The sequence below is a fragment of the Yersinia sp. 2541 StPb PI genome, from assembly GCF_052217145.1.
GTDB lineage: Bacteria > Pseudomonadota > Gammaproteobacteria > Enterobacterales > Enterobacteriaceae > Yersinia > Yersinia enterocolitica_E.
This window is the reverse complement of sequence record NZ_JAZGQB010000001.1, coordinates 4,267,919-4,291,122: the sequence shown is the minus strand read 5'-3', so window position 1 is coordinate 4,291,122 and position 23,204 is coordinate 4,267,919. Positions and strand designations below refer to the sequence as shown.

Below are 23,204 nucleotides of genomic sequence, written 5' to 3'. Positions count from 1 at the left end.
AGGCCGAGTGAGTGTCACCCGGCCTGATGATTCACTGATACTTAGGTCACTGGTGCCGGATTAAACACCGCCAAGGCATTGCGCAGCCCCCATTGATCGGACCACGTCCGTTTGCGGTCACTGGCAATATCCAGAATAAATTCAAATAATTGCTGACCAACCTCTTCAATAGTGGCATCACCTGTCGCAATGGTTCCGGCATCGATATCCATCAGGTCATGCCAGCGGTTAGCCAGATCAGTGCGGGTTGCCATTTTGATTACCGGCACTGCCGCCAGACCATAAGGGGTGCCGCGCCCGGTGGTAAATACCTGAACGGTAATACCAGATGCTAACTGTTGCGTGCCGCAGACAAAATCACTGGCTGGGGTGGCTGCAAAAATCAGCCCACGCTTGGTGGGGCGCTGCCCCGGTGAAAGCACTTCCACAATGGCGCTGCGGCCGGATTTGGCAATGGAACCGAGTGCTTTTTCCACGACGTTTGCTAAGCCGCCCTTTTTATTCCCAGGTGAAGGGTTGGCGCTACGATCGGTTTTGCCGGTTTCGAGATAGTCGTCGTACCATTTCATCTCTTCCAGTAACCTTCTGCCAACCTCCTCGTTAATCGCCCGCGGGGTTAACAGATGGATAGCATCACGCACTTCCGTGACTTCAGAGAACATGACGGTTGCGCCGCAACGCACCAGTAAGTCCGAAGCATAGCCCACCGCAGGGTTGGCGGTTACGCCAGAAAAAGCGTCACTGCCACCGCATTGCATACCGACCACCAATTCAGAGGCCGGGCAGGTTTCACGTTGGCGCATATTCAGGCGTTGTAGATGTTTTTCCGCCACTTGCAGAATGTCATCGACCATGGAACGGAAGCCGACGTGTTTCTCATCCTGCAAGCGCACGATATTGCTTTCATCCAGTGAGATAACCTGCACGTCAGGTGTCCCTTCCAGCAGCCGCTCGGGTTGGAGCTTTTCACAACCGAGACCGACGACCATCACTTCGCCACCAAAATTGGGGTTAAGGGCCAAGTTATGAATAGTGCGAATGGGCACTACCGCTGCTGGGGCATTGATTGCCACTCCACAGCCATATAAGTGATTCAGTGCAACTACGCCATCGACATTGGGATATTTGGGTAGTAGGGTGCGCTCAATGATATTGACCACATAATCCACCACGCCAGCGACGCAATGTACGCTGGTGGTAATCGCGAGTAGGTTTTTGGTCCCGACACTGCCGTCAGCGTTGCGATAGCCCTCAAAGGTATAACCTTCCAGTGGTGGCAGAGCCTCGGGGACTGCGGTGGCAAGGGGTAAGGTCTCCAGTGCAGGTGCGGCAGGTAATTCAACCAACGATTCATCTATCCAGCCGCCGCGAGCGATATCCCGCACTGCCAGACCAATCACCTCAGCATAACGAATGATTGGGCCGCCTTTAGGAATATCGACCAAAGCCACTTTATGGCCTTGTGGCACATGCTCAATAAGTTCAAGGCCACATTTAAACCGAGTGCCAGCACATAGGCCATTGTTATTAACCACAATGGCAACATTATCCGCGTCCTGTACTTTAATATAAAGCGGGTTGTCTACAGGACTATTACAAATGCTCATAATATTTCCCTTATATACCCTTTAATTTTTTTGGGTACGATAATTATGTTGATAACATAACTGTTATTTTTATCAATACAGCCATTATTTGTCTTAAACATAATGCTCACTAGCTTGTAAATAAGTATACGCCGCTAAAAAGAGCAAGGCATTGTGCGGATGACCTAGATGCTAATGGGTTTAATGTCTATTTTTGTTCGCAAGCCCAAAAGCAGGTGAGCATTATCACGAAAAGGTCATTTATCGCCGACATACTTTGACATTAAAAACGCATATAAAAAAAGCCCTTCGACAAAGGGCTATGTTAAAAAGGGGTACGCGGGCTTTTATTATGCTGATGCTTTGATATCAAATGAGGCTATGCCAATATTAATAACAGAGGCGATATTGCGAGAAGCAGTTCTGATATTTTCAGTTGCCTGAGAGAGTGCATCGTCAAGTGTACAAATATGGTAAATAATACTGAAAATAGCATCAACACCATGTTGATGAACAATGTTGGCATCGGTAGCCAGGCTGCCGGCAATACCAATCACTGGTTTATTGTATTTTTTGGCTAATCGAGCGACACCGACCGGGACTTTGCCATTGATACTTTGGCTGTCTATCCGGCCTTCACCGGTCAGAACGAAATGACAGTCTTTGATATAGGTTTCCAGGTCTAATGCTTCAGCGACTATCTCCACGCCCTGGCGCAACTGTGCACCGCAAAATGCTAACAATGCGGCCCCCATACCGCCAGCGGCCCCCGCGCCGGGTATCCTATCTACGTCTATTCCCAGATATTGTTTAACCATCTGCGCGTAATGGACCAGGTTATTATCCAGTATCACAATCATTGCGGCCGTAGCCCCCTTCTGTGGGCCAAAAATAGCGGAAGCACCTTGCTCACCGGTCAGCGGATTGGTCACATCACAAGCGACTTCAATGCGGCAATCTTTAAGGCGTGGGTCCAGCTGCGACACATCTATCGAGGCAATGTTATGTAAACTGCCGCCACCAAAATCAATCTCTGCGCCGTAGGCGTTACGCAATTTGGCTCCTAGCGCCTGTACCATACCTGCACCGCCATCGTTGGTGGCACTGCCACCGATACCGATAATAATATGACGCACGCCTGTTTGCAGCGCCGCACGGATTAATTCACCGGTACCGTAGGAGGTAGTGTTTAACGGGTTCCTCAATTCGGGAGGGACCAATTCCAGTCCGCTGGCCGCTGCCATCTCAATAAAAGCCGACTTCCTATCACCTGATAATCCCCAGAAAGCCTGGATTTTATTACCCAGCGGCCCGGTAACATCAGTCATGATTTTTTGGCCGCCGGTTGCGCTGATCATGGCGTCGACAGTGCCTTCACCACCATCAGCCACGGGGATCTTGATGTATTCAGCATAAGGGAATATTTCTCTAAAACCTTGTTCAATAGCCTGAGCTACTGCTATTGCCGATAAACTTTCTTTATAAGAGTCTGGTGCGATGACTATTTTCATTAGGTGTCCTGTCGCTATATTTCAAACAACAAGTGCCCCATAAGAGGCACCTATTGTTATTCCCTTAAGATGTTTTCAATTCCAGACGTTTGATATCGCCTACAACAAATAAGTAGCAGAACATAGCCATAATGGCAGAGCATCCAACAAAGATTAATGCGGCATTAAAGGAGTGTAATTCTTTCACCAGATAACCGATAACCAGCGGTGTGACAATAGAGGCGACGTTACCAAATACGTTAAATAATCCGCCACATAAACCAACAATTTCTTTTGGTGCGGTATCAGCAATAACTGGCCAGCCCAATGCACCGAAACCTTTACCAAAGAAGGCCAATGCCATCAGTGCGACCACCACTACGTCACTATCGACGTAGTTACACAGAATAATGCTTGATGCCAATAACATACCTAACACGATAGGGACTTTACGGGCAAAAGTCAGAGAGTGACCACGTTTAATGAGTGAGTCAGAGAATACGCCACCTAATACACCACCGGCAAATCCGCACAATGCCGGGATAGAGGCCACCATCCCCACTTTTAAAATAGACATCCCTTTATCTTGTACTAAATAAATGGGGAACCAGGTTAGGAAGAACCAGGTAATGGTATTAATAAAGTATTGACCAAAGAAGACACCTAACATCATTCGGCTAGCCAATAATTGCTTCAGATAATCTAATTTAGGACCGCTTTTATGACCGTCAGGTTTCTTGTGGTCCATATCGACAACAGCACCACCTTGTTTTATGTATTCAAGTTCAGATGCAGACATACCCGGGTGATCGGTCGGGTTATGGATAAATTTAACCCAGGCAATGGTTAATACGAAACCTAGCCCGCCCATCACAGTAAATACATGCTGCCAGCCCCAGGCAAAGGTTAAATAACCTAATAACGGAGAGAAAAGGGCTAGAGAGAAGTATTGTGCAGAGTTAAAAATGGCTGAAGCGGTGCCTCTTTCTTTGGTTGGAAACCAGGCCGCGACAATTCTGGCGTTAGCCGGGAAAGAGGGAGCTTCAGAGAAACCTAACATAAAGCGCATGATAAACATGGAGATAGCGGCATACGCTATCGGGAACATGTCGACAAACCCTTGCGTAAAGGTAAATAACGACCAGAAGAACAGGCTATAGGTGTAGACCCGCTTGGAGCCGTAGCGGTCTAATAACCAACCACCCGGTATTTGCATTAGCAGGTAAGCCCAACCAAAGGCTGAGAAGATATAACCCATTGCAACAGCATCTAATTGCAATTCTTTTGCCACTTCGGTGCCTGCAATTGACAATGTTGCCCGGTCAGCATAGTTAATTGCAGTCACAATAAAGATAATCAATAATATTATATATCGGACGTGGGTCCGTTTTTCAGTCACAGCGGCTTCCAGACTCATTTTTATACCCTCTATAATCATTATTTAGGTTGCCGCATTTAAATTCGTTATGAATGAGATGCAATAACCTATTTTTTATTTGGTGTTATATAAATAAAAAAATCAATTTTCATAAATGTCTTCGTTAGCGCCAGATACATTATATGGAGCGGAGAAATAATTCGCATTGTGCATAGGCCCAAAAAAATGCGGCTAAATTATTTAATTGTTGTGTGGCTGTACAGCGAAGTGGGGTTATCATCACAAATACCCGTCGGACTTGAGGTTGCGACGGTGCGAGCGGTCTTACCGCAACAGCAACTAGTTTGGTTATATCCCAATGAGATTATTTTTAATCCTGATAATAAACTGATCTAGATCAAAATTATCTTTAGTATTCAGATGGGGTAAATAAACATCTAATTAACATTGTCCGAGTTAAATCTCTTTATTATTGTAAATAACTGGGTAAAATAACTGTGCTTAATCGATTCTTCCCGCTATTTATTACTCTTTATCTTCGTGCATTTGCCTATTTAATTATCCCGAAATATCAGCAATGGCACGATTCTTTTGCATTAAAAATTAATTGTAATAATACAATATTATAGACACTATGTTTGTAAGGTTAATGATTTGATAGAGTTGTGAATAGTTGTTGCAAATAATAATTATTTATCCGGCAATGGCGTGACTTCTGGGAAGAAATAAGATGAATCCATTTATTGTGGCTGACGCCGAAAGTTGTATTGGCTGTCGGAGCTGTGAAGTAGCTTGTGTGGTCGCTCATCATGAGGGGACATTCCCTGATAAACCTGACTATTTCACACCTCGGGTGAAAGTATTTAAAGGTAACCAAAGTGCCACTGCGGTCTTTTGTCACCATTGTGAAGATGCCCCTTGTGCCAGCACTTGCCCGAATGGTGCCATCGTTGAGTTAAATAACAGTGTTCAGGTTATTCAGGAAAAATGTATCGGCTGCAAAACCTGCATGATCGCCTGCCCGTTTGGCATGATGACGGTGGTGACCGAGACGGTACAACCTGCGAGTCATCGTCTGGCCGATGCCTATCAACGTACTGAAGCACAGAAATGCGACCTTTGTATTGATCAGCCTGATGGCCCTGCTTGTATCAAAACCTGTCCGACGCAGGCCCTGACACTGGTTGATCAACATTATCTACTCCGGCAACAGCAGCAAAAGCGCCAGCGCACCGCATTGAATGAGCACAATGGCCGTTTGTTCAGTAGTGCTACTTCTGCTGGCGCGGCGCACTCATTCAGCCCACTGAGCAAAAATATTCGTGATGTGGCACCGGTTAATCTATTGCAGCGGCCACGAACACCGCGCCTTGAGCCTAAAAAAATCCCACTGGCGGAGCGTAAGGCAAGTTTTGCCGAGATCTATCTGCCGTTCACCGAAGGCCAAATCCATGAGCAGGCTGAACGTTGTTTAAATTGCGGTGATAAAACCATCTGTCAGTGGACCTGCCCGCTACATAACGCTATCCCGAAATGGATTTCATTGGCTCATCAGGGCCGTATTCATGAAGCAGCTGAGTTATCCCACCAAACCAGTAGTTTGCCAGAGATATGTGGCCGAGTTTGCCCGCAGGACCGTTTGTGTGAACAAGCTTGTACTTTAAACGACCACGATGGCGCAGTGACGATTGGCCAGATTGAACGGCATATTACGGAAACGGCATTAGCCACCGGCTGGCGGCCTGATATGTCGCAAGTCAAACCCACAGGTAAACGTGTTGCTATCATCGGTGCAGGGCCTGCGGGGTTAGGGTGTGCGGATATTCTGGTCCGTAACGGCATTACACCGGTGGTGTTTGATCGTTATCCCGAAATCGGTGGTTTGTTAACCTTTGGTATTCCGGCATTCAAATTAGAGAAAGGTGTGATGACCCGTCGGCGTGAGATTTTTAGCGAGATGGGTGTCGAGTTCTGCCTAAATACCGAGATTGGGCGGGATATCACCATGGAGAGCCTGCTTAGTGATTTCGATGCCCTATTCCTCGGCGTGGGAACATACCGTTCAATGCGCTCCGGGTTGGAAAATGAGGATGCTCAAGGGGTTTACGATGCTTTGCCATTCCTGATCGGCAATACCCAACACCTGATGGGGTACGCGGGCAGTGGTGCTCACCCTTATGTCAGCATGGAAAACCAACGGGTAGTGGTTTTGGGCGGCGGCGATACTGCGATGGATTGTGTGCGTACGTCGTTGCGCCATGGTGCTAGCAGCGTGATTTGTGCTTACCGCCGTGATGAAAAGAACATGCCTGGCTCCAAGCGAGAGGTGAAAAATGCGCGCGAGGAGGGGGCCGAATTTATGTTCAATCTTCAGCCACAAAAGATTGAGGTGGATGAACAGGGGCAGGTTACTGGTATCAAAATGGTTCGCACTGAAATGGGGCAGGCAGATGCTAAAGGGCGGCGGCAGGCCCGCCCAATCACCGGCTCCGAGCACATTATTCCAGCCGATGCAGTAATTATGGCCTTTGGTTTTAGCCCGCACCGTATGTCGTGGTTGGCAGAACACAATGTGGTGCTGGATAAGCAGGGGCGAGTGGTCGCACCGACGATTTCCGGTTACCCGTATCAAACCAGTAACCCAAAAATCTTTGCGGGTGGTGACATCGTGCGTGGCGCAGATCTGATTGTCACGGCCATTGCCGAGGGGCGCAAAGCGGCCGAAAGCATTGCTTATTATCTCAATGTTTTATAACCCCGGCGGCCAGGAGAGAAGATGAACCGATTTGTAATCGCTGATATGACGCAGTGCATTGGTTGCCGCACCTGTGAAATTGCCTGTGTGGTGGCGCACAGCCCCGATAATAACGCCAGCACCATTACGCCAGAGCAGTTCCATCCGCGCTTGAGCGTAATGAAAAGCTTTGCCGTCAGCACCCCAATCTTGTGTCACCAATGTGAGGATGCGCCCTGCGAGAACTCCTGCCCGAACGGTGCCATTGTCACAGGCATTCATGGGGTTCAGGTAATGGCATCTCGCTGTATTGGCTGCAAAACCTGCATGTTGGTCTGCCCATTCGGGGCGATGAATATGGTTGAGCAGCCAAGCCATGACTCAATGGTACGGGCGCAAGCGCATAAATGTGATTTATGCCATTCCCGTGAGGCAGGCCCAGCCTGTATAGAAGTCTGCCCAACCAACGCATTGAAATTGGTAACGCCGATGGCGTTGGAAGCGCTACAGCGGGACAGGCAATTGCGCGCTGCTCGTGGTGCTGCGCCGGGTATCGTCCGGTAACCTTTGTGGTCATAAGGATAATAAAATGGAAAAGATCCTCACGGTCTGCCCTTATTGCGGTTCTGGATGCAAATTAAACTTATTGGTTGAGGATGGCGAAATTGTTGGCGCCCAGCCGGCCAATGGTGTCACAAATCAGGGGGAGTTATGCCTGAAAGGTTACTATGGCTGGGATTTCCTCAACGATACCCGGTTGCTAACCCCACGACTGACCGCGCCATTATTACGGCATAAGCGGGGTGAGGCATTTCAGCGTGTGAGCTGGCAGGAAGCCATTGCCTTTATTACCACCAAACTCAAAGCAATACAAAAGCGCCATGGTGCGGATGCTATCATGATGACTGGCTCCTCAAGGGGGCCGGGTAATGAGGCCAACTATGTGATGCAGAAGTTTGCACGTGCCGCCATCGGCACCAACAATATCGATTGTTGCGCTCGACTGTGTCATGGCCCCTCGGTAGCAGGATTGCAGCAAACACTGGGCAATGGGGCAATGAGTAACTCGATTGGTGAGATTGAAAATACCGATTGTGTGTTGGTGTTTGGTTATAACGCGGCTGACTCTCACCCGATTGTTGCCAGACGGATCCTCAAGGCCAAAAACAAGGGAGCCAAACTGATCGTTTGCGATCCGCGACATATTGAAACTGCCCGTATTGCTGATCAATGGTTGGCACTGAAAAATGGCGCGAATATGGCACTGGTGAATGCCTTTATCTATGTGCTGATTGAAGAAAAACTGTACGACGCTAATTATGTTCGTGCACATACGCGCGGCTTTGAAGAACTGCAAGCTGGAGTGGCAGATTACCGCCCAGAGGATGTTGAACACATTACTGGCTTGCCGGCACAAGCGGTACGACAGGCCATGCGCACTTATGCTGCCGCTCCGGCGGCCACTATCTTGTGGGGCATGGGCGTCACCCAATGGGGGCAGGCGGTCGATGTGGTTAAGGGCTTGTCTTCGCTGGCGTTATTAACCGGTAATCTGGGGCGGCCAAATGTTGGCGTCGGGCCGGTACGCGGCCAAAATAATGTGCAGGGCGCGTGTGATATGGGCGTGCTGCCCAATACCTTCCCCGGTTATGAGAAAGTGACTGATGATGAAGCCAGAAGCCGCTTCGCTGCTGCCTGGGGAGTGCCTGAGTTACCCGCGCATATCGGTTACTCGATTACCGATGTGCCGCATAAAGTTGCAGAAGGCAAGTTGAAAGCCTATTACGTGTTTGGTGAAGATCCAATCCAGACCGAACCTGATTTGGCTGCAATGCGCGCCGCGTTCGAGGCATTAGAGCTGGTGGTGGTGCAGGATATCTTTATGACTAAAACCGCCGAATTGGCGGATGTGGTACTCCCGGCGACCTCGTGGGGTGAACATGAAGGGGTTTATACCAGCGCCGATCGTGGCTTCCAGCATTTTAACAAAGCCATCGAGCCGAAAGGCGATGTGAAGCCTGACTGGGAAATAATTAGCCTGATATCCACGGCAATGGGTTACCCAATGGCGTATCAAAATACTCGCCAAATTTGGGATGAAATGCGCAACCTGTGCCCACCGTTCTATGGTGCAACCTACGAGAAAATGGCCGGTTTGGGTTATGTCCAATGGCCTTGCCCGACAGAAGATCACCCCGGCACGCCGTATCTCTATACTGATAGCCAGTTTGCTACTGAGGACGGTAAAGGCTTACTCAGTTGTGCACCATGGCAACCGCCCCATGAGCAGACTAACCCTGATTACCCACTGGCACTTTGCACCGTGCGGGAGGTGGGCCACTACAGTTGCCGCTCGATGACCGGTAACTGCGCCACATTGAAGATTCTGGCAGATGAGCCTGGCTATGTACAAATACACCCAGAGGATGCCAGCCAGCTCGGTGTGATTGATCAGGCACTGATCTGGATCTCCTCGCGGCGTGGCAAAGTGATCGCTCGTGCCAGTGTTACCGATCGAGCCAACCTAGGGGCGGTGTATATGACCTATCAGTGGTGGATTGGTGCTTGTAATGAGTTGACGGTGGATCATGTTGATCCGGTGTCAAAAACACCGGAATTCAAGCATTGTGCCGTTAAGGTTGAGGCGATTAGTGATCAAAACGCGGCGGAGCACTATGTTGAGCAACAATATAGCCAGATGAAAAAGCGCTTATCCGATGCGGCTACCGTGCAGTAATTGATAACCTACCGCGCCAGACCATTCGCATGGTTTAGTGCGGCATGGTTTGCTGCAAATGTGCTAAGAACTCAGCGGCGTTCATAAAACCGGTCACTCTGGCGGCGGGAACTTCTTTACCCTGCGCATCAAAAAATAGAATAGTCGGTAAGCCCAACACCTTGAGTTCTTTCAACATCGCCGCATGTTCGGCGCTGTTGCTAGTGACATCAGCCTGAATGAGCACAGTATCCGCGAGCTGGCGCTGAACATAGCTATCACTGAAGGTATATTTCTCAAACTCTTTACAGGCCACGCACCAGTCGGCATACAAATCCAGCATCACCGGCTTGCCCTGCGCTTGCGCTAATGCAGCCTGTAATTGCGGCAAATTAGCCACTGGCTGGAAGGTTAAGTGTTTGATTTCAATCTGCTGTGTGTTGCCATTAAAAGCCCAATCCTGTAGCGGGCGGGCAGCGATTAATAGCGCCGCCAACAGCAGCAATTGTAAGGCCCGTGCCCAGCCAGAATGGGTTTTAAGGCTGAGTACAAATGCCCAACCGAAGAAGGCGATGGCCAGCAGGCTCCATAAACGCAAGCCCCAGACATCACCCAAGACCCTTTCCAGCAGAAATACCGGCAGCGCCAGAATCACAAAGCCGAAAGCTTCTTTGACATATTGCATCCATGGGCCGCTACGTGGGATCAGCTTGTTGCCAAACAGCGTTACAACTACCAGTGGAATACCCATACCTAACGCATACAAATACAACGTACCGCCACCGGCCAGCATATTTCCGCTTTGCGCGATATACAGCAAAATGGCGCTGAGGGGCGCGGTGGTGCACGGCGAGCAAATCAGGCCCGCCAGTGCGCCCATGGCAAAGACACCGGCCAGCGAGCCGCCACGTTGGCTGCTACTCCACTGCACCAACCGGGTTTGCAGTGACGAGGGCAGTTGCAGCGAATAGAGGCCAAACATCGATAGCGCCAATAATACGAACAGCACCGATAGCCCAATCAACACATACGGGTGTTGCAGCGCGGCCTGAAATTGTAAGCCAGCCGCCGCCACCACCAAACCGAGCAAGGTATAGGTCAACGCCATGCCCTGCACGTACACCACCGCCAGTATCAATATTCGCCGCTGGCTGTGGGGCTTTTCACGGCCAAGAATAATGGCGGAAATCAGCGGATACATTGGCAATACGCAGGGGGTAAAGGCGATGCCGATACCAATTAACAGCGCCCATAGTGGTGAGAAGGGTAATTCAGCCGGTATGGGCGCGCTTTCTTGGAGGGGCTGTGCCGTGCCCTGTGGGTTAACGGCGGGGGTTGCAGAGCTTGCGATAACGGCATTAAGCGGCACCACCCGCACTTCTGGCGGGTAACAGAAACCAGCTTCGGCGCAGCCCTGATAGGTGACACTGATACTCGCGCCTTCCGCAGCCTGCGAAATCGGGATTTTCAGCACGAGCTGCTGTTTGAAAATCGCCACTTCACCGTAGAACTCATCATGATGCGCAATACCCTCTGGCAGAGTAAATTCCCCGAGAGTGGCGTGCTGTGGCACAATTTTTATTTGCTGGCGATACAGATAATAATCGGGATGAATCTGCCAACTCAGTGTGAGCTGGTCACCTTGTTGGCGAAAATCAAAGGCAAACGCCCTATCGACCGGAAGAAACCGGCTCTGGCTGCTTTTTTGGCCAAGAGGGGAGCTCTCACCAAATAGTGAAGCCTGTGCGCTGTGCGGTGCGAGTAAAGCACTGCACAGCAGCAGAATCAGAGTAATGAAGCGTTGAGCCATGACAGGTAATCTTTATCTCCGCCCTGTACCGGTAACACCAGTAATTCTGGCGTCTGGTAGGGGTGATGTTGTTTGATGTAACTGAGAAGGGCTTGCTGATGATCTGTATCGCTCTTAAACAAGAGTTGTACTTCATACTCTTGCTGGAGCTTACCTTCCCAGTAGTAAATCGAGGTTGCACCGGGCAACAGCGTGGCACAGGCGGCCAATTTCTCACCCAGAACCTGCGCGGCTAAATCTTGCGCGCTGGCTTCATCAGGGGCGGTGCACAATACCACAATTGCATCACAATCAGACATCTTAACCTCATCGGTCGCGTGGCTTATATGACGAAGCGGAGCGTAACGTGCTGAATATACGCGTTACCTGAATACTTGCCTGGATACTATAGCGCGAAGCGTGGGCAGGTCAGAAGATGATTTATGTAACAGTGAGATGGATTCGATGAAAGTTGCCAATGAGCGTTGTAGAGGAAAATTGTTGATGTGAGTGGGGCGCAAATGAATTGCGCCCCAAAACGCTTACAGAACCAGACTGCCCATCACAAAACCGAAGCAAACGGCCAGCGCCACCCCGATGGTGCCAGGGATGAAGAATGGATGGTTAAACACGAAACGACCAATACGCGTGGTACCAGTGTCATCCATTTGTACCGCGGCTACCAATGTTGGGTAGGTTGGCAGAATAAACAGACCAGACACCGCCGCGAAAGAAGCAATGGCTGCCAGTGGTGACACGTTCAGGGCCATTGCCATTGGCATCAACGCCTTGGCAGTTGCAGCCTGAGAGTACAACAGTGCAGAACAGAAGAAGAAGATAACGGCCAGTAACCATGAGTGGGCCTGAATCAGGCTACCCGCAGTTTCTTTAATCCACTCCAGGTTGTGCTGTACAAAGGTATCACCTAACCAGGCTACACCCAGGATACAGATACAGGCACTCATACCGGCTTTGAAGGTGCTGGAGTTCAGGATTGAATCGGTATCAACCGAGCATACCAGCGTAGTGATAGTTGCCACACTCAGCATGATGATCAGGATGGCGTTAGTGGTATTCATCAGCGGAGTTGCAACCAGACCGACACTTGGGCTGTTGATAATCGCATAGGCAACCACACAAAGAACGCCGGCCAGGAACAGCAGCACTGACGTTTTAGCCCGTGGCTTGATCACTTTTACAGTGTCGCCGCGCAGTGTTACTAAGCCTTCTTCCAAGCGTTTGATATAGATAGGGTCATCAGACAGTTTGGAGTTAAAGCACAAGGATACGATCAGCGACATCACCAGCACCGCACACAGGGTAGAGGGGATGACTATCATCAGCAGATGCAGATAGCTAACGCCATGACCTTCCATAACGGAAGACATGTAAACCACTGCCGCGGAAATCGGTGAGGCAGTAATGGCTATCTGTGCGGAGACCACTGCTGTGGACAGAGGGCGGCAAGGTTTAATGCCTTGCTCTTTCGCCACTTCTGCAATCACGGGCAGTGCTGAAAGAGAAATGTTACCTGTCCCGGCAAAGATGGTCAGAAAATAAGTGACCAGCGGAGCAAGAATGGTGATGTGTTTTGGATTCTTACGCAGTAACTTTTCAGTTTGCTGTACCAGATAATCCATACCGCCCGCTACCTGCATCGCAGAGATTGCAGCAATAACGGCCATAATAATTGAGATAACATCGAACGGAATGCTACCGGGTTTAACGCCAATCATGGCTAAAACCAAAACACCGATGCCGCCTGCAAAACCGATACCGATACCACCTAATCTGGCCCCTAAAAAAATGGCCAGTAGGACGATGACTAACTCTACGGCTATCATAGTGTTTACTCCTTGATCAAAATGAAAAATTAAAGTTAAAAAATTGTGTTTGCCAGAAAGTAAAAAGGCACGCCGTCCAGAGGAGCATGCGTGCCTTTCAGGGCTACCGGATGATTATTTTATTGTTCATTTTCATCGGTATAACGTTTCGCTTTATAAGCCGGATGCATCAGGTTTTCAACAGAGAAAATGTCGTCCAGCTCAGCTTCAGTCAACAAGCCGCGTTCTAGAACAACTTCCCGCACATTTTTACCGGTTTCTGCACAGATTTTACCCACGATGTCACCATTATGGTGGCCAATGAATGGGTTGAGATAGGTGACGATACCGATGGAGTTAAAGACGTAACGTTCGCAGACCTCTTTGTTGGCAGTAATACCGTTAATGCATTTTTCCAACAGGTTATAACAGGCGTTTGTCAGGATATGGATAGACTCAAACATAGCCTGACCAATCACTGGCTCCATAACGTTCAACTGGAGTTGGCCTGCTTCGGCCGCCATAGTAATGCAAGTGTCGTTACCGATCACCTTAAAACAAACCTGGTTAACGACTTCAGGGATAACCGGGTTAACTTTGGCCGGCATGATTGAAGAACCTGCCTGTAATTCTGGCAGATTGATTTCATTCAGACCAGTACGTGGGCCAGATGACAGCAAACGTAAGTCGTTGCAGATTTTTGACATCTTAACGGCCAGGCGTTTTAGCGCACTGTGCACCATCACGTAAGCGCCACAGTCAGAAGTAGCTTCGATCAGGTCTTCCGCCGGAACACAAGCCAAACCACTGATTTCAGATAATTTCTGTATTGCTAACTGTGAGTAGCCTTCTGGTGTGTTCAGCGCAGTACCGATAGCGGTGGCACCCAGGTTAACTTCCAGCAGCAATTCTGCGGTACGTTGCAGATTCTTGGTTTCTTCTTTTAATAAGATAGCAAAGGCTTTGAATTCCTGACCCAGCGTCATTGGCACCGCATCCTGTAACTGAGTACGGCCCATTTTCAGGATTTTTTCGAATTCTTTGGATTTTCTTTCGAAACCTTCTTTTAACTGATCAATCGCCTCGATCAACTTCATGATGGAAGTATAAACCGCAATGCGGAAACCGGTTGGGTAGGCATCGTTGGTGGATTGGCATTTGTTCAGATGGTCGTTAGGGTTAAGGTATTGATACTCTCCCTTCTGGTGGCCCATCAGCTCCAGACCGATATTGGCCAGAACTTCGTTGGTGTTCATGTTTAAAGAGGTACCGGCGCCGCCTTGGAACACGTCAACCGGGAACTGATCCATACACTTCCCTTTATCCAGAACTTCATCACATGCCTGAATAATGATATCCGCGATTTTGCGTGGAATAGTGTGTAGCTCTTTGTTCGCCATTGCCGCTGCTTTTTTTACCATGACCATGCCGCGTACAAACTCTGGAACATCACTGATTTTGCTGTTACTGATATAGAAGTTTTCAATCGCACGCAGGGTATGAACACCGTAGTAAGCCTCTGCGGGGACTTCTCGTGTACCTAACAGGTCTTCTTCAATACGAATGTTATTTGACATGAGAACCTTCTCTATTGTGCTGTCTTGTTTTGTATTTGTTAATTTAATAATGCCGCCGTGAGCAATATGATGCCGCTATGAACCTTTAGTGCGGAAAGATTAACCACTCATCTTCTTGCTGACAGGATCATATGCTGCTTAGCGACAAAAAGCCTTGAACTGAGATCACTATATGGTCGGAATTAATCGAGATGATCTGATATCTGTGATTCTTCTCACAGTTAGATTAATTAGTAATAAAAGTATGGCTGCAACTTGAAAATAGAGCCAACCATCACCATTTTACTGTAGTCGACCCACGTTGAAGGGGGAGCTGACGCTGCAATCCGCTAATCGAGGGGAAATGGCGTGTTAGCATCAGCCGGGTCAAGGTTTTCATGGTATCTGTCAGGCAGGTTTACCTGATGAGGGATACTGAATGATTGGAATAAGGAGAATGCGGTGCGTTGGTTACCGTTAGCGCTGATATTTTTATTGGCATATATAGAAATATCGATATTTATCAAGGTTGCAGCTGTATTGGGTGTGTTGGTTACCCTGCTGTTGGTGATCCTTAGCTCCTGTGTGGGGATCTCTCTGGTGCGTAACCAGGGGATAAAAACCTTTATGCAGATGCAGCAAAAACTGGCTGCCGGGGAAAGCCCGGCGGCGGAGATGGTTAAAAGTGTGTCGCTGATCTTGGCTGGCTTCTTGCTGTTGATCCCCGGCTTCTTCACCGACTTCCTCGGTTTGTTGCTGCTATTACCACCGATTCAAAAATCGTTAACGCTAAAACTGATGCCACATCTGAATATTTATCGTGGTGGCGGTTTTACTCACAATGGTACTGGCCCAATGGGCGGTGGCAATACCTTTGATGGTGAGTTTCAGCGCAAAGCTGATGACCACTTCACCGTAGAGCATCATCCCGATGAGGATGATAAACCTACAGATAATCGTTTCAAAGATGAGAAGTAAGTTGTGGGCTTATTCTAATAGCCTGTTTATTAATCATAAATTTATAAAGTAAATCACAGGGCTTTCTGTGGTGGGTAGGCCACCTGGGGATGAGAATCTTCCTGCTCAGGGTGAAAAAAAGTGAAATTTTTTTTGTCGTCTCCCTTGAAGGGATGAGAGGCTGCCCCCACTTAGAATGTCACGGTATCGGTTATGAAGGCATACCGATATTAATCCTAAATCTGATACGGACCTTCTCATAGGAGAGCTATCAATGAAAATTCGTCCATTGCATGACCGCGTTATCGTCAAGCGCAAAGAAGTTGAATCCAAATCTGCTGGCGGCATCGTTCTGACTGGCACTGCAGCGGGTAAATCTACTCGTGGTGAAGTACTGGCAGTCGGCAATGGTCGCATCCTAGATAACGGCGAAATCAAGCCGCTGGATGTGAAAGTAGGCGACGTCGTTATTTTCAACGATGGTTACGGCGTGAAGTCAGAGAAGATCGACCATGAAGAAGTGTTGATCATGTCCGAAAGCGACATTCTGGCAATTGTTGAAGCGTAATTCACGCTCTCTAATCTTCTGAACTGAACGAGTTAAGGGAAATACCAATGGCAGCTAAAGACGTAAAATTCGGTAACGACGCACGCATCAAAATGCTACGCGGCGTAAACATCCTTGCTGATGCAGTGAAAGTGACCCTGGGCCCGAAAGGCCGTAACGTAGTTCTGGACAAGTCTTTTGGCTCTCCAACTATCACCAAAGATGGTGTTTCAGTTGCGCGTGAGATCGAACTGGAAGACAAGTTTGAGAACATGGGTGCACAGATGGTTAAAGAAGTTGCCTCTAAAGCGAATGACGCTGCGGGTGACGGTACCACTACTGCAACTGTATTGGCTCAATCCATTATCACTGAAGGCCTGAAAGCAGTTGCGGCCGGCATGAACCCAATGGACCTGAAGCGCGGTATCGACAAAGCAGTTATCGCTGCTGTTGAAGAGCTGAAAAAACTGTCTGTACCTTGCTCTGATTCTAAAGCTATCGCTCAGGTAGGGACTATCTCTGCCAACTCTGACTCCACCGTAGGTGAGCTTATCGCTCAAGCGATGGAAAAGGTCGGTAAAGAAGGCGTTATCACCGTTGAAGAAGGTTCAGGCCTGCAAGACGAGCTGGACGTAGTTGAAGGTATGCAGTTTGACCGTGGTTACCTGTCTCCTTACTTCATCAATAAACCAGAAACCGGTTCTATTGAACTTGAAAGCCCATTCATCCTGCTGGCTGACAAGAAAATCTCTAACATCCGTGAAATGCTGCCAGTGCTGGAAGCGGTAGCGAAAGCCGGTAAACCACTGCTGATTGTCGCAGAAGACGTTGAAGGCGAAGCCCTGGCGACCCTGGTGGTTAACACCATGCGCGGTATTGTTAAAGTTGCAGCGGTTAAAGCACCTGGCTTCGGCGACCGTCGTAAAGCTATGCTGCAAGACATCGCGACACTGACTGGCGGTACTGTTATCTCTGAAGAGATCGGTCTGGAACTGGAAAAAACCACTCTGGAAGATCTGGGTCAGGCAAAACGCGTTGTTATCAATAAAGATACCACTATCATTATCGATGGCGTAGGCGACGAAGCGTCAATCCAGGGTCGTGTTACTCAGATCCGTCAGCAAATTGAAGATGCGACTTCTGACTACGACAAAGAAAAACTGCAAGAGCGTGTCGCTAAACTGGCTGGCGGCGTTGCCGTTATCAAAGTTGGTGCCGCAACTGAAGTTGAAATGAAAGAGAAGAAAGCACGCGTTGAAGATGCTCTGCACGCAACCCGTGCGGCAGTAGAAGAAGGCGTAGTGGCTGGTGGTGGTGTTGCACTGATTCGTGCTGCATCTGCTATCACTAAATCGGGTCTGAAAGGTGATAACGAAGACCAGAACGTCGGTATCAAAGTTGCTCTGCGTGCGATGGAATCTCCACTGCGTCAGATCGTGGTTAACGCCGGTGAAGAAGCCTCTGTTATCGCGAACAACGTTAAAGCGGGTTCAGGCAGCTACGGCTACAACGCTTATACCGAAGAATACGGTGACATGATCGCGATGGGTATCTTGGATCCAACTAAAGTGACTCGTTCTGCTCTGCAGTACGCAGCCTCTATTGCTGGTCTGATGATCACTACCGAGTGCATGATCACTGACCTGCCACGTGATGACAAAGGCGGTGATATGGGCGCTGGCGGCATGGGTGGTATGGGCGGCATGGGCGGCATGATGTAATGCTGCCAACCTTTGAGCTGCCATTAGATTGGTAGCAAAAGGGACAAGCTGTTGATGAAAGCGAGTGGGGTGACCTGCTCGCTTTTGTTTTATCTATTGCCACCAAAATCTGCCATAACGCTACTCCGTGTTATCCTATACTCAGTCTTTTCTGGTTCAAATTTCGTAACCAACCATCATAAAAGCGGTTTTATTTCATTCAGTGTGATGATTGCAGGACTTTTTTTAGTCGTGGCAGTAATTTAATGTGTAAACTGTTAATCATTAACCATCAGGCTCGACATCGAGTATTTGGATAATTTCGGCAACGGATGCCTAAGCGGCAGCGGTGCTTTCTGGTAATCTTTAGCGTGATTCTCAACTTCGAATGGGGAAAAAAATGCGGATTAAAGTGTTACTTGGCCTTTCAGCAGCGCTGTTGCTGGCGGGTTGTAGCTCCACTAACCAATTAAGTTCGGCGGGTGAGCAAGTGAAATTCTCTGATACGAAGCCTGGTGCTGAATGTCAGTTGGTCGGCCAGGTGGCTGGTACTCAGAGTAACTGGTTCTCAGGTGGTGGCGGTGAAAGCAGTTCTATGCGTGGGGCAGCAAATGACCTACGTAATAAAGCAGCAGCAATGGGCGGCAACGTAATTTACGGTGCTACCAGCCCGAGCGAAACCTTCTTATCAAGCTTTGCACCACTGGATAGCAAAATGGTTGGTGAAGTTTATAAGTGCCCTTGATAGCTCAAGCAAGAATTTAAATAAAGCAGGGGATGCCATGGCATCCCCTGCTTGTTACAGCCGTCATCTTTCTGGCTGCACTCGTTACTCGGCCCATTCATGGACCTCGCCTCTACAAAGCCGCTGCAAGCCGCGTTCAAATCTGCTCCCGGCAGATTTGTCACCCGAATTATTCATCCTGCATCAATCGGAGATCCAGCGGGGTCTTGCTCGGTTCACCGCCGATTTCCCGTGCTAAACGGGGAACCAAATAACCGGATACGCGGCTTAGCAGACCTTTCATTAATAGCCGTGCTTCGTCATCATCGACCATAAAGTGAGCCGCACCTTGCACTTTATCCAGTACATGAATGTAGTAAGGCAGAATACCAGCATCAAACAAGGCATTGCTTAATGTTGCCAATACCTCGGCATCATCATTGACCCCTCGCAACAGCACACTCTGATTTAAGAGGGTTACACCCGCCCGTTTGAGCTGTGCCATACTGTCCCGCAAAGGCTGATCGATTTCATTGGCGTGGTTTATATGTGTAACCATTAGCACTTGTAATCGAGTATCACCCAGCCGCTGGCATAGCGCCGCAGTGATACGGTCAGGGATAACCACCGGTAACCGGGTATGGATGCGTAAGCGCTTGATGTGAGATATGTTTTCCAGCTCATCCAGCAACCAACTGAGCTCGTGGTCTTTCGCCATGAGCGGGTCACCGCCGGAAAAGATGATCTCGTCTAGCTCTGGGTGCTGGCGGATATAATCCAGTGCCTGATGCCAATTGGCTTTGTTGCCTTGGTTATCCTGATAAGGGAAATGGCGGCGGAAACAATAGCGGCAATTGACGGCACAGCCGCCTTTTACCAGCAGCAGTGCGCGGTTGCGATACTTGTGCAACAAGCCGGGTACGACGCTGCGTTGTTCATCAAGCGGGTCATTGGTAAAACCGGGTACTGCGATAAACTCTTCGCGTGCGGTCAGCACCTGAAGCAATAATGGGTCAGACGGATCTCCCAGCCGCATACGCGCAACAAAAGCGCGAGGTACTCTGAGAGGGAATAAACGACGAGCCTCAATACCTTGTTGCAGGTTGGGGTGTTCATTTAAGGAAAGAATTCTTAGCAATTCGGCCGGATCAGTAATTACATCGGCGAGTTGTTGCAACCAATCTTCTCTAATTGGCATGTTTCGGGTTACAATACTTGCCATTTTTTAGGCTTAACTACCAGTTTCTTGAGGACCATTATGGCCACTTATTATAGCAACGATTTTCGTCCCGGTCTTAAAATCATGTTCGAGGGCGAGCCTTATGCAGTTGAAGCCAGCGAGTTCGTAAAACCAGGCAAAGGCCAAGCTTTTGCTCGTGTTAAGATGCGCCGCCTGCTGACCGGTTCACGCGTTGAAAAAACCTTTAAATCTACCGACTCAGCCGAAGGCGCAGACGTTAACGATTTGAACCTGACTTACCTGTACAACGACGGTGAGTTCTGGCACTTCATGAATAACGAGACTTACGAGCAGTTGCAAGCTGATGCCAAAGCCATTGGCGATAACGACAAATGGCTGATTGATCAGGCTGAATGTATCGTGACTCTGTGGAATGGTCAGCCTATCGCTGTCAGCCCACCAAACTTTGTTGAACTCGAAATCACTGACACTGACCCAGGTCTAAAAGGTGACACTGCCGGTACCGGTGGTAAGCCTGCAACTCTGAGTACCGGTGCCGTGGTCAAAGTGCCATTATTCGTACAGGTTGGCGAAGTTATCAAAGTTGATACCCGCTCTGGCGAATATGTTTCTCGCGTTAAGTAAGTCTTAATAAATAAGATGCGCTGGGAATGAAAGAAAACCGCTTAAACGCGGTTTTCTGCTATCTGGGCCTGTCGGATGTGGGTTTTATCGATAGCGCACTGTAGTGCTGTTAATTGAGTCGGAAAAAGTGCAATGCTGTTTTTTTGACTATCCTTATAAGGTGAGTAAGCCAAATGCCCTATAAGGAACCTTTATAATGTTAAAGAAAAGCATCGCCATTATTTTTTCATTGTTGGTTATCTCTTCATTGAGCGCCTGCAACACCACGAAAGGTGTTGGCAAAGATGTTCAAAGTGCAGGTAGTGCGATTGAACGTAGCGCTGAATAAACGTCTGTTTATATTCTTATCGGCGGCGATTGCCGCCGGATTTGTTTTTGATCGGCCATAATATTGCTGCTTATTATTTAGCGTGATAACGTATCCCTCTTACCTTTATGCTGTTCGGGACGACCTGGGCACGCATCTGTTTTTCGGGGACGACCCCGCCTGAGCGAGGTGGTTACCATGGCTTGGATTATTCTGGTTATTGCTGGTTTATTAGAAGTTATTTGGGCTATTGGCCTGAAGTATTCTCATGGTTTTACGCGGCTGACCCCCAGTGTTATCACTCTGGTAGCGATGGCGGTCAGTGTCTTTTTGTTGGCCTATGCCATGAAAACGTTACCAGCAGGCACGGCCTATGCGGTTTGGACCGGTATTGGTGCGGTAGGTACTGCTATTTTAGGTATTGCCCTGCTTGGGGAGTCTGCCAGTTTGGCGCGGGTGTTTAGCTTGGGGCTAATTTTAGCTGGAATTATCGGCTTGAAGTTGGCGTCATAACAAGGGATTTCCTTTAGCGCTCGCGGAATGAACAGCAGATCGGGTTATAGTTCGATCTGCTGTTACAGATTGAAGGCTAAAACACAGCATTATTACTTTTTAATCTCTGCGCTCGGCCCTTCTTGCTTAACCCATATCAACTTATCAACCGGGAAACCATAATTCCTCGCTACGGCAACCAAACGATCGCGGGTCTGAGTATCGATCGTTGGCGTACGGGATAAAATCCACAAATAATCCCGATTAGGGCCGGCAATTAAGGCATGCTGATATTTATCATCTAAATCAATGACATTATAGCCACCATAGAAAGGCCCAAAGAATGACACTTTAAGCGAGGCTTGGTGGGGGGAACCAATAAAATAGGCTTTGCCGATACTCTCCTGCCATTGCTGCTTCTGCGGGTTATAACCCCGGTTAATGACTTTTACACCACCATCATCTCGTGGCGTGTAATTAGCGCTGACCCTCTCCAATCCACGTTCAAAAGAGTGGTCCAACCGGGCTATTTCATACCAGGTGCCGAGGTAGCGAGGGAGTTGGAAGTTATCAACCACTTTCACGTCTTTAGGCGGGGTCACGCTACAGGCGACCGAGAGCAGAGTTGCAGTTAATACGGATAGTTTTGACCACAGGCGCATTGGCGTTCCTTAGTTTTCTGATAATTACTCTATGGTTGAGAATAGCTATCAGTTATCAGGGGCGCAAATAGATGAATCTGAGTTATTAGCTGAGTGCGGAAAAAAAACGGCCCGCTAAAGAGCAGGCCGCAGATTAGGCATGAATAATTACAGCGTCAGGACACCGATGATAGTGACCACACTCAGAATGGCTGCCAGACCATAGAATACCCATTTCCCGGCAGGGACATGGATTTTCAAATCATGCATGGCGTGATGGATACGGTGTAAACCGCACCACAGTGGCAGAATAATCATCAGCAGCAGGAAGATCCGGCCAATGAAACTCTGACAGAATGCCAGAATACGCTCATAACTCAACGCATCACCAGGGAAGGCACCCAGCGGCAGCAAAATGGCAACCAGCAGAATTACCGCCGGCGCAATAATTGCACTCCACATACCACCCGCGCCAAACAGACCCCAGAAGATAGGTTCATCGGAGCGTTTAGGGACTTGATTCATCTTGTTCTCCTCCGAGTTAGAGTAAGGCAACGGCCAGAATAATCGCGGTAGCCACGACAGTCACAACCCACAGTGCCTTGATAATTGGCTCTGGACCCATTTTTTCGCTATTAACGATAATATTGGCGGCTTTCGGTGCCAGTTCAAACCAGGTTTTGGTATGCAGCACAGCGGCCAATAACGTAATGATATTGATCAGTAACACCAGTGGGTTTTGCAGGAAACCAACGAAGCCTTCCCACCCAGTCGGGCCACTTTTCAACGCGAACACGCCGTAAATCAACAGAACACTGAACCATACTGTCGGAATCGATGTACCTTCGCGCACCATATAAAAGCGGTAGAAACCGAGCTTCTGCCACCAGTTTGGGGCCATGGTACGGACATAAGCTTTACGTTTAGTAGTCATTACTG

21 protein-coding genes are annotated in these 23,204 nt (G+C 48.7%); 10 read left to right on the top strand and 11 right to left on the bottom strand.

Going from position 1 to position 23,204, the window contains the following annotated elements; all coding sequences use genetic code 11:
- Window positions 1-41: 41 nt before the first annotated feature.
- The 3 genes from garD to V1953_RS19230 form a co-directional block, all read right to left on the bottom strand.
- Window positions 42-1,607 carry a galactarate dehydratase gene (gene garD / locus V1953_RS19240; RefSeq protein ID WP_420073539.1) on the bottom strand — a complete coding sequence of 522 codons (1,566 nt, stop codon included), beginning with the start codon at window positions 1,605-1,607 and terminating at the stop codon, window positions 42-44.
- 329 nt (window positions 1,608-1,936) lie between these two features.
- Window positions 1,937-3,097 carry a glycerate kinase gene (locus V1953_RS19235; RefSeq protein WP_442851208.1) on the bottom strand — a complete coding sequence of 387 codons (1,161 nt, stop codon included), beginning with the start codon at window positions 3,095-3,097 and terminating at the stop codon, window positions 1,937-1,939.
- A gap of 64 nt (window positions 3,098-3,161) precedes the next feature.
- Entirely contained in the window at window positions 3,162-4,493 is a 1,332-nt protein-coding gene (locus V1953_RS19230) for an MFS transporter (protein WP_005187385.1), read from the bottom strand.
- 691 nt (window positions 4,494-5,184) lie between these two features.
- On the opposite strand from V1953_RS19230, the gene aegA reads away from it, so the two are divergent.
- Genes aegA through fdhF form a run of 3 tightly spaced genes read left to right on the top strand, consistent with a single transcriptional unit; the run spans window position 5,185 to window position 9,925 of the window.
- Complete coding sequence (gene aegA, locus V1953_RS19225) at window positions 5,185-7,209, top strand: formate-dependent uric acid utilization protein AegA (RefSeq protein WP_083161020.1); 2,025 nt, start codon at window positions 5,185-5,187, stop codon at window positions 7,207-7,209.
- A 21-nt stretch (window positions 7,210-7,230) separates the two neighbouring features.
- Entirely contained in the window at window positions 7,231-7,752 is a 522-nt protein-coding gene (locus V1953_RS19220) for a 4Fe-4S dicluster domain-containing protein (RefSeq protein WP_442848204.1), read from the top strand.
- Between the two features lie 25 nt (window positions 7,753-7,777).
- Window positions 7,778-9,925: a formate dehydrogenase subunit alpha gene (gene fdhF / locus V1953_RS19215; RefSeq protein ID WP_442851207.1), complete on the top strand. Its 2,148-nt coding sequence runs from the start codon at window positions 7,778-7,780 to the stop codon at window positions 9,923-9,925.
- A 34-nt stretch (window positions 9,926-9,959) separates the two neighbouring features.
- Here fdhF and V1953_RS19210 read toward each other — a convergent pair whose 3' ends face one another.
- The 4 genes from V1953_RS19210 to aspA all read right to left on the bottom strand — a co-directional run bounded on the left by V1953_RS19210 (window position 9,960) and on the right by aspA (window position 15,093).
- A complete protein-coding gene (locus V1953_RS19210) occupies window positions 9,960-11,714 on the bottom strand; it encodes a protein-disulfide reductase DsbD (RefSeq protein ID WP_442851206.1) in 1,755 nt (584 codons plus the stop codon).
- Window positions 11,690-12,013, bottom strand: a complete 324-nt coding sequence (cutA, locus tag V1953_RS19205) for a divalent cation tolerance protein CutA (protein ID WP_005187404.1) — start codon at window positions 12,011-12,013, stop codon at window positions 11,690-11,692. Before cutA ends, V1953_RS19210 begins: the two co-directional genes overlap by 25 nt.
- Before the next feature lie 222 nt (window positions 12,014-12,235).
- Window positions 12,236-13,537 carry an anaerobic C4-dicarboxylate transporter gene (locus V1953_RS19200; protein WP_083161011.1) on the bottom strand — a complete coding sequence of 434 codons (1,302 nt, stop codon included), beginning with the start codon at window positions 13,535-13,537 and terminating at the stop codon, window positions 12,236-12,238.
- A gap of 119 nt (window positions 13,538-13,656) precedes the next feature.
- Window positions 13,657-15,093 carry an aspartate ammonia-lyase gene (aspA, locus tag V1953_RS19195; RefSeq protein WP_372557810.1) on the bottom strand — a complete coding sequence of 479 codons (1,437 nt, stop codon included), beginning with the start codon at window positions 15,091-15,093 and terminating at the stop codon, window positions 13,657-13,659.
- Window positions 15,094-15,534: 441 nt separating this feature from the next.
- On the opposite strand from aspA, the gene V1953_RS19190 reads away from it, so the two are divergent.
- The 4 genes from V1953_RS19190 to V1953_RS19175 all read left to right on the top strand — a co-directional run bounded on the left by V1953_RS19190 (window position 15,535) and on the right by V1953_RS19175 (window position 19,021).
- Window positions 15,535-16,050 carry an FxsA family protein gene (locus tag V1953_RS19190; protein WP_083161007.1) on the top strand — a complete coding sequence of 172 codons (516 nt, stop codon included), beginning with the start codon at window positions 15,535-15,537 and terminating at the stop codon, window positions 16,048-16,050.
- 253 nt (window positions 16,051-16,303) lie between these two features.
- Window positions 16,304-16,597, top strand: a complete 294-nt coding sequence (locus V1953_RS19185) for a co-chaperone GroES (protein ID WP_048618980.1) — start codon at window positions 16,304-16,306, stop codon at window positions 16,595-16,597.
- A 47-nt stretch (window positions 16,598-16,644) separates the two neighbouring features.
- Window positions 16,645-18,297 carry a chaperonin GroEL gene (gene groL / locus V1953_RS19180; RefSeq protein ID WP_083161005.1) on the top strand — a complete coding sequence of 551 codons (1,653 nt, stop codon included), beginning with the start codon at window positions 16,645-16,647 and terminating at the stop codon, window positions 18,295-18,297.
- A gap of 379 nt (window positions 18,298-18,676) precedes the next feature.
- Entirely contained in the window at window positions 18,677-19,021 is a 345-nt protein-coding gene (locus V1953_RS19175; RefSeq protein WP_032906818.1) for a DUF4156 domain-containing protein, read from the top strand.
- A 169-nt stretch (window positions 19,022-19,190) separates the two neighbouring features.
- Here the strand turns inward: V1953_RS19175 and epmB are convergent, their stop codons facing one another.
- Window positions 19,191-20,222, bottom strand: a complete 1,032-nt coding sequence (gene epmB, locus V1953_RS19170) for an EF-P beta-lysylation protein EpmB (RefSeq protein ID WP_083161003.1) — start codon at window positions 20,220-20,222, stop codon at window positions 19,191-19,193.
- Between the two features lie 36 nt (window positions 20,223-20,258).
- Here epmB and efp point away from each other — a divergent pair, with 36 nt between their 5' ends.
- The 3 genes from efp (at window position 20,259) to sugE (ending at window position 21,645) form a co-directional block, all read left to right on the top strand.
- Entirely contained in the window at window positions 20,259-20,825 is a 567-nt protein-coding gene (efp, locus tag V1953_RS19165) for an elongation factor P (protein WP_083161001.1), read from the top strand.
- A gap of 196 nt (window positions 20,826-21,021) precedes the next feature.
- On the top strand, window positions 21,022-21,153 hold the full coding sequence (locus V1953_RS19160) for an entericidin A/B family lipoprotein (protein WP_004392446.1): 132 nt from the start codon (window positions 21,022-21,024) through the stop codon (window positions 21,151-21,153).
- Window positions 21,154-21,330: 177 nt separating this feature from the next.
- Window positions 21,331-21,645: a quaternary ammonium compound efflux SMR transporter SugE gene (sugE, locus tag V1953_RS19155; RefSeq protein ID WP_083160999.1), complete on the top strand. Its 315-nt coding sequence runs from the start codon at window positions 21,331-21,333 to the stop codon at window positions 21,643-21,645.
- Window positions 21,646-21,737: 92 nt separating this feature from the next.
- On the opposite strand, the gene blc is transcribed toward sugE, so the two are convergent.
- From blc to frdC, 3 genes are all read right to left on the bottom strand, one after another.
- A complete protein-coding gene (blc, locus tag V1953_RS19150; protein ID WP_442851205.1) occupies window positions 21,738-22,286 on the bottom strand; it encodes an outer membrane lipoprotein Blc in 549 nt (182 codons plus the stop codon).
- 147 nt (window positions 22,287-22,433) lie between these two features.
- Window positions 22,434-22,790: a fumarate reductase subunit FrdD gene (frdD, locus tag V1953_RS19145; protein ID WP_042568697.1), complete on the bottom strand. Its 357-nt coding sequence runs from the start codon at window positions 22,788-22,790 to the stop codon at window positions 22,434-22,436.
- A 16-nt stretch (window positions 22,791-22,806) separates the two neighbouring features.
- On the bottom strand, window positions 22,807-23,199 hold the full coding sequence (gene frdC, locus V1953_RS19140; RefSeq protein WP_442851204.1) for a fumarate reductase subunit FrdC: 393 nt from the start codon (window positions 23,197-23,199) through the stop codon (window positions 22,807-22,809).
- Between the last annotated feature and the right edge of the window lie 5 nt (window positions 23,200-23,204).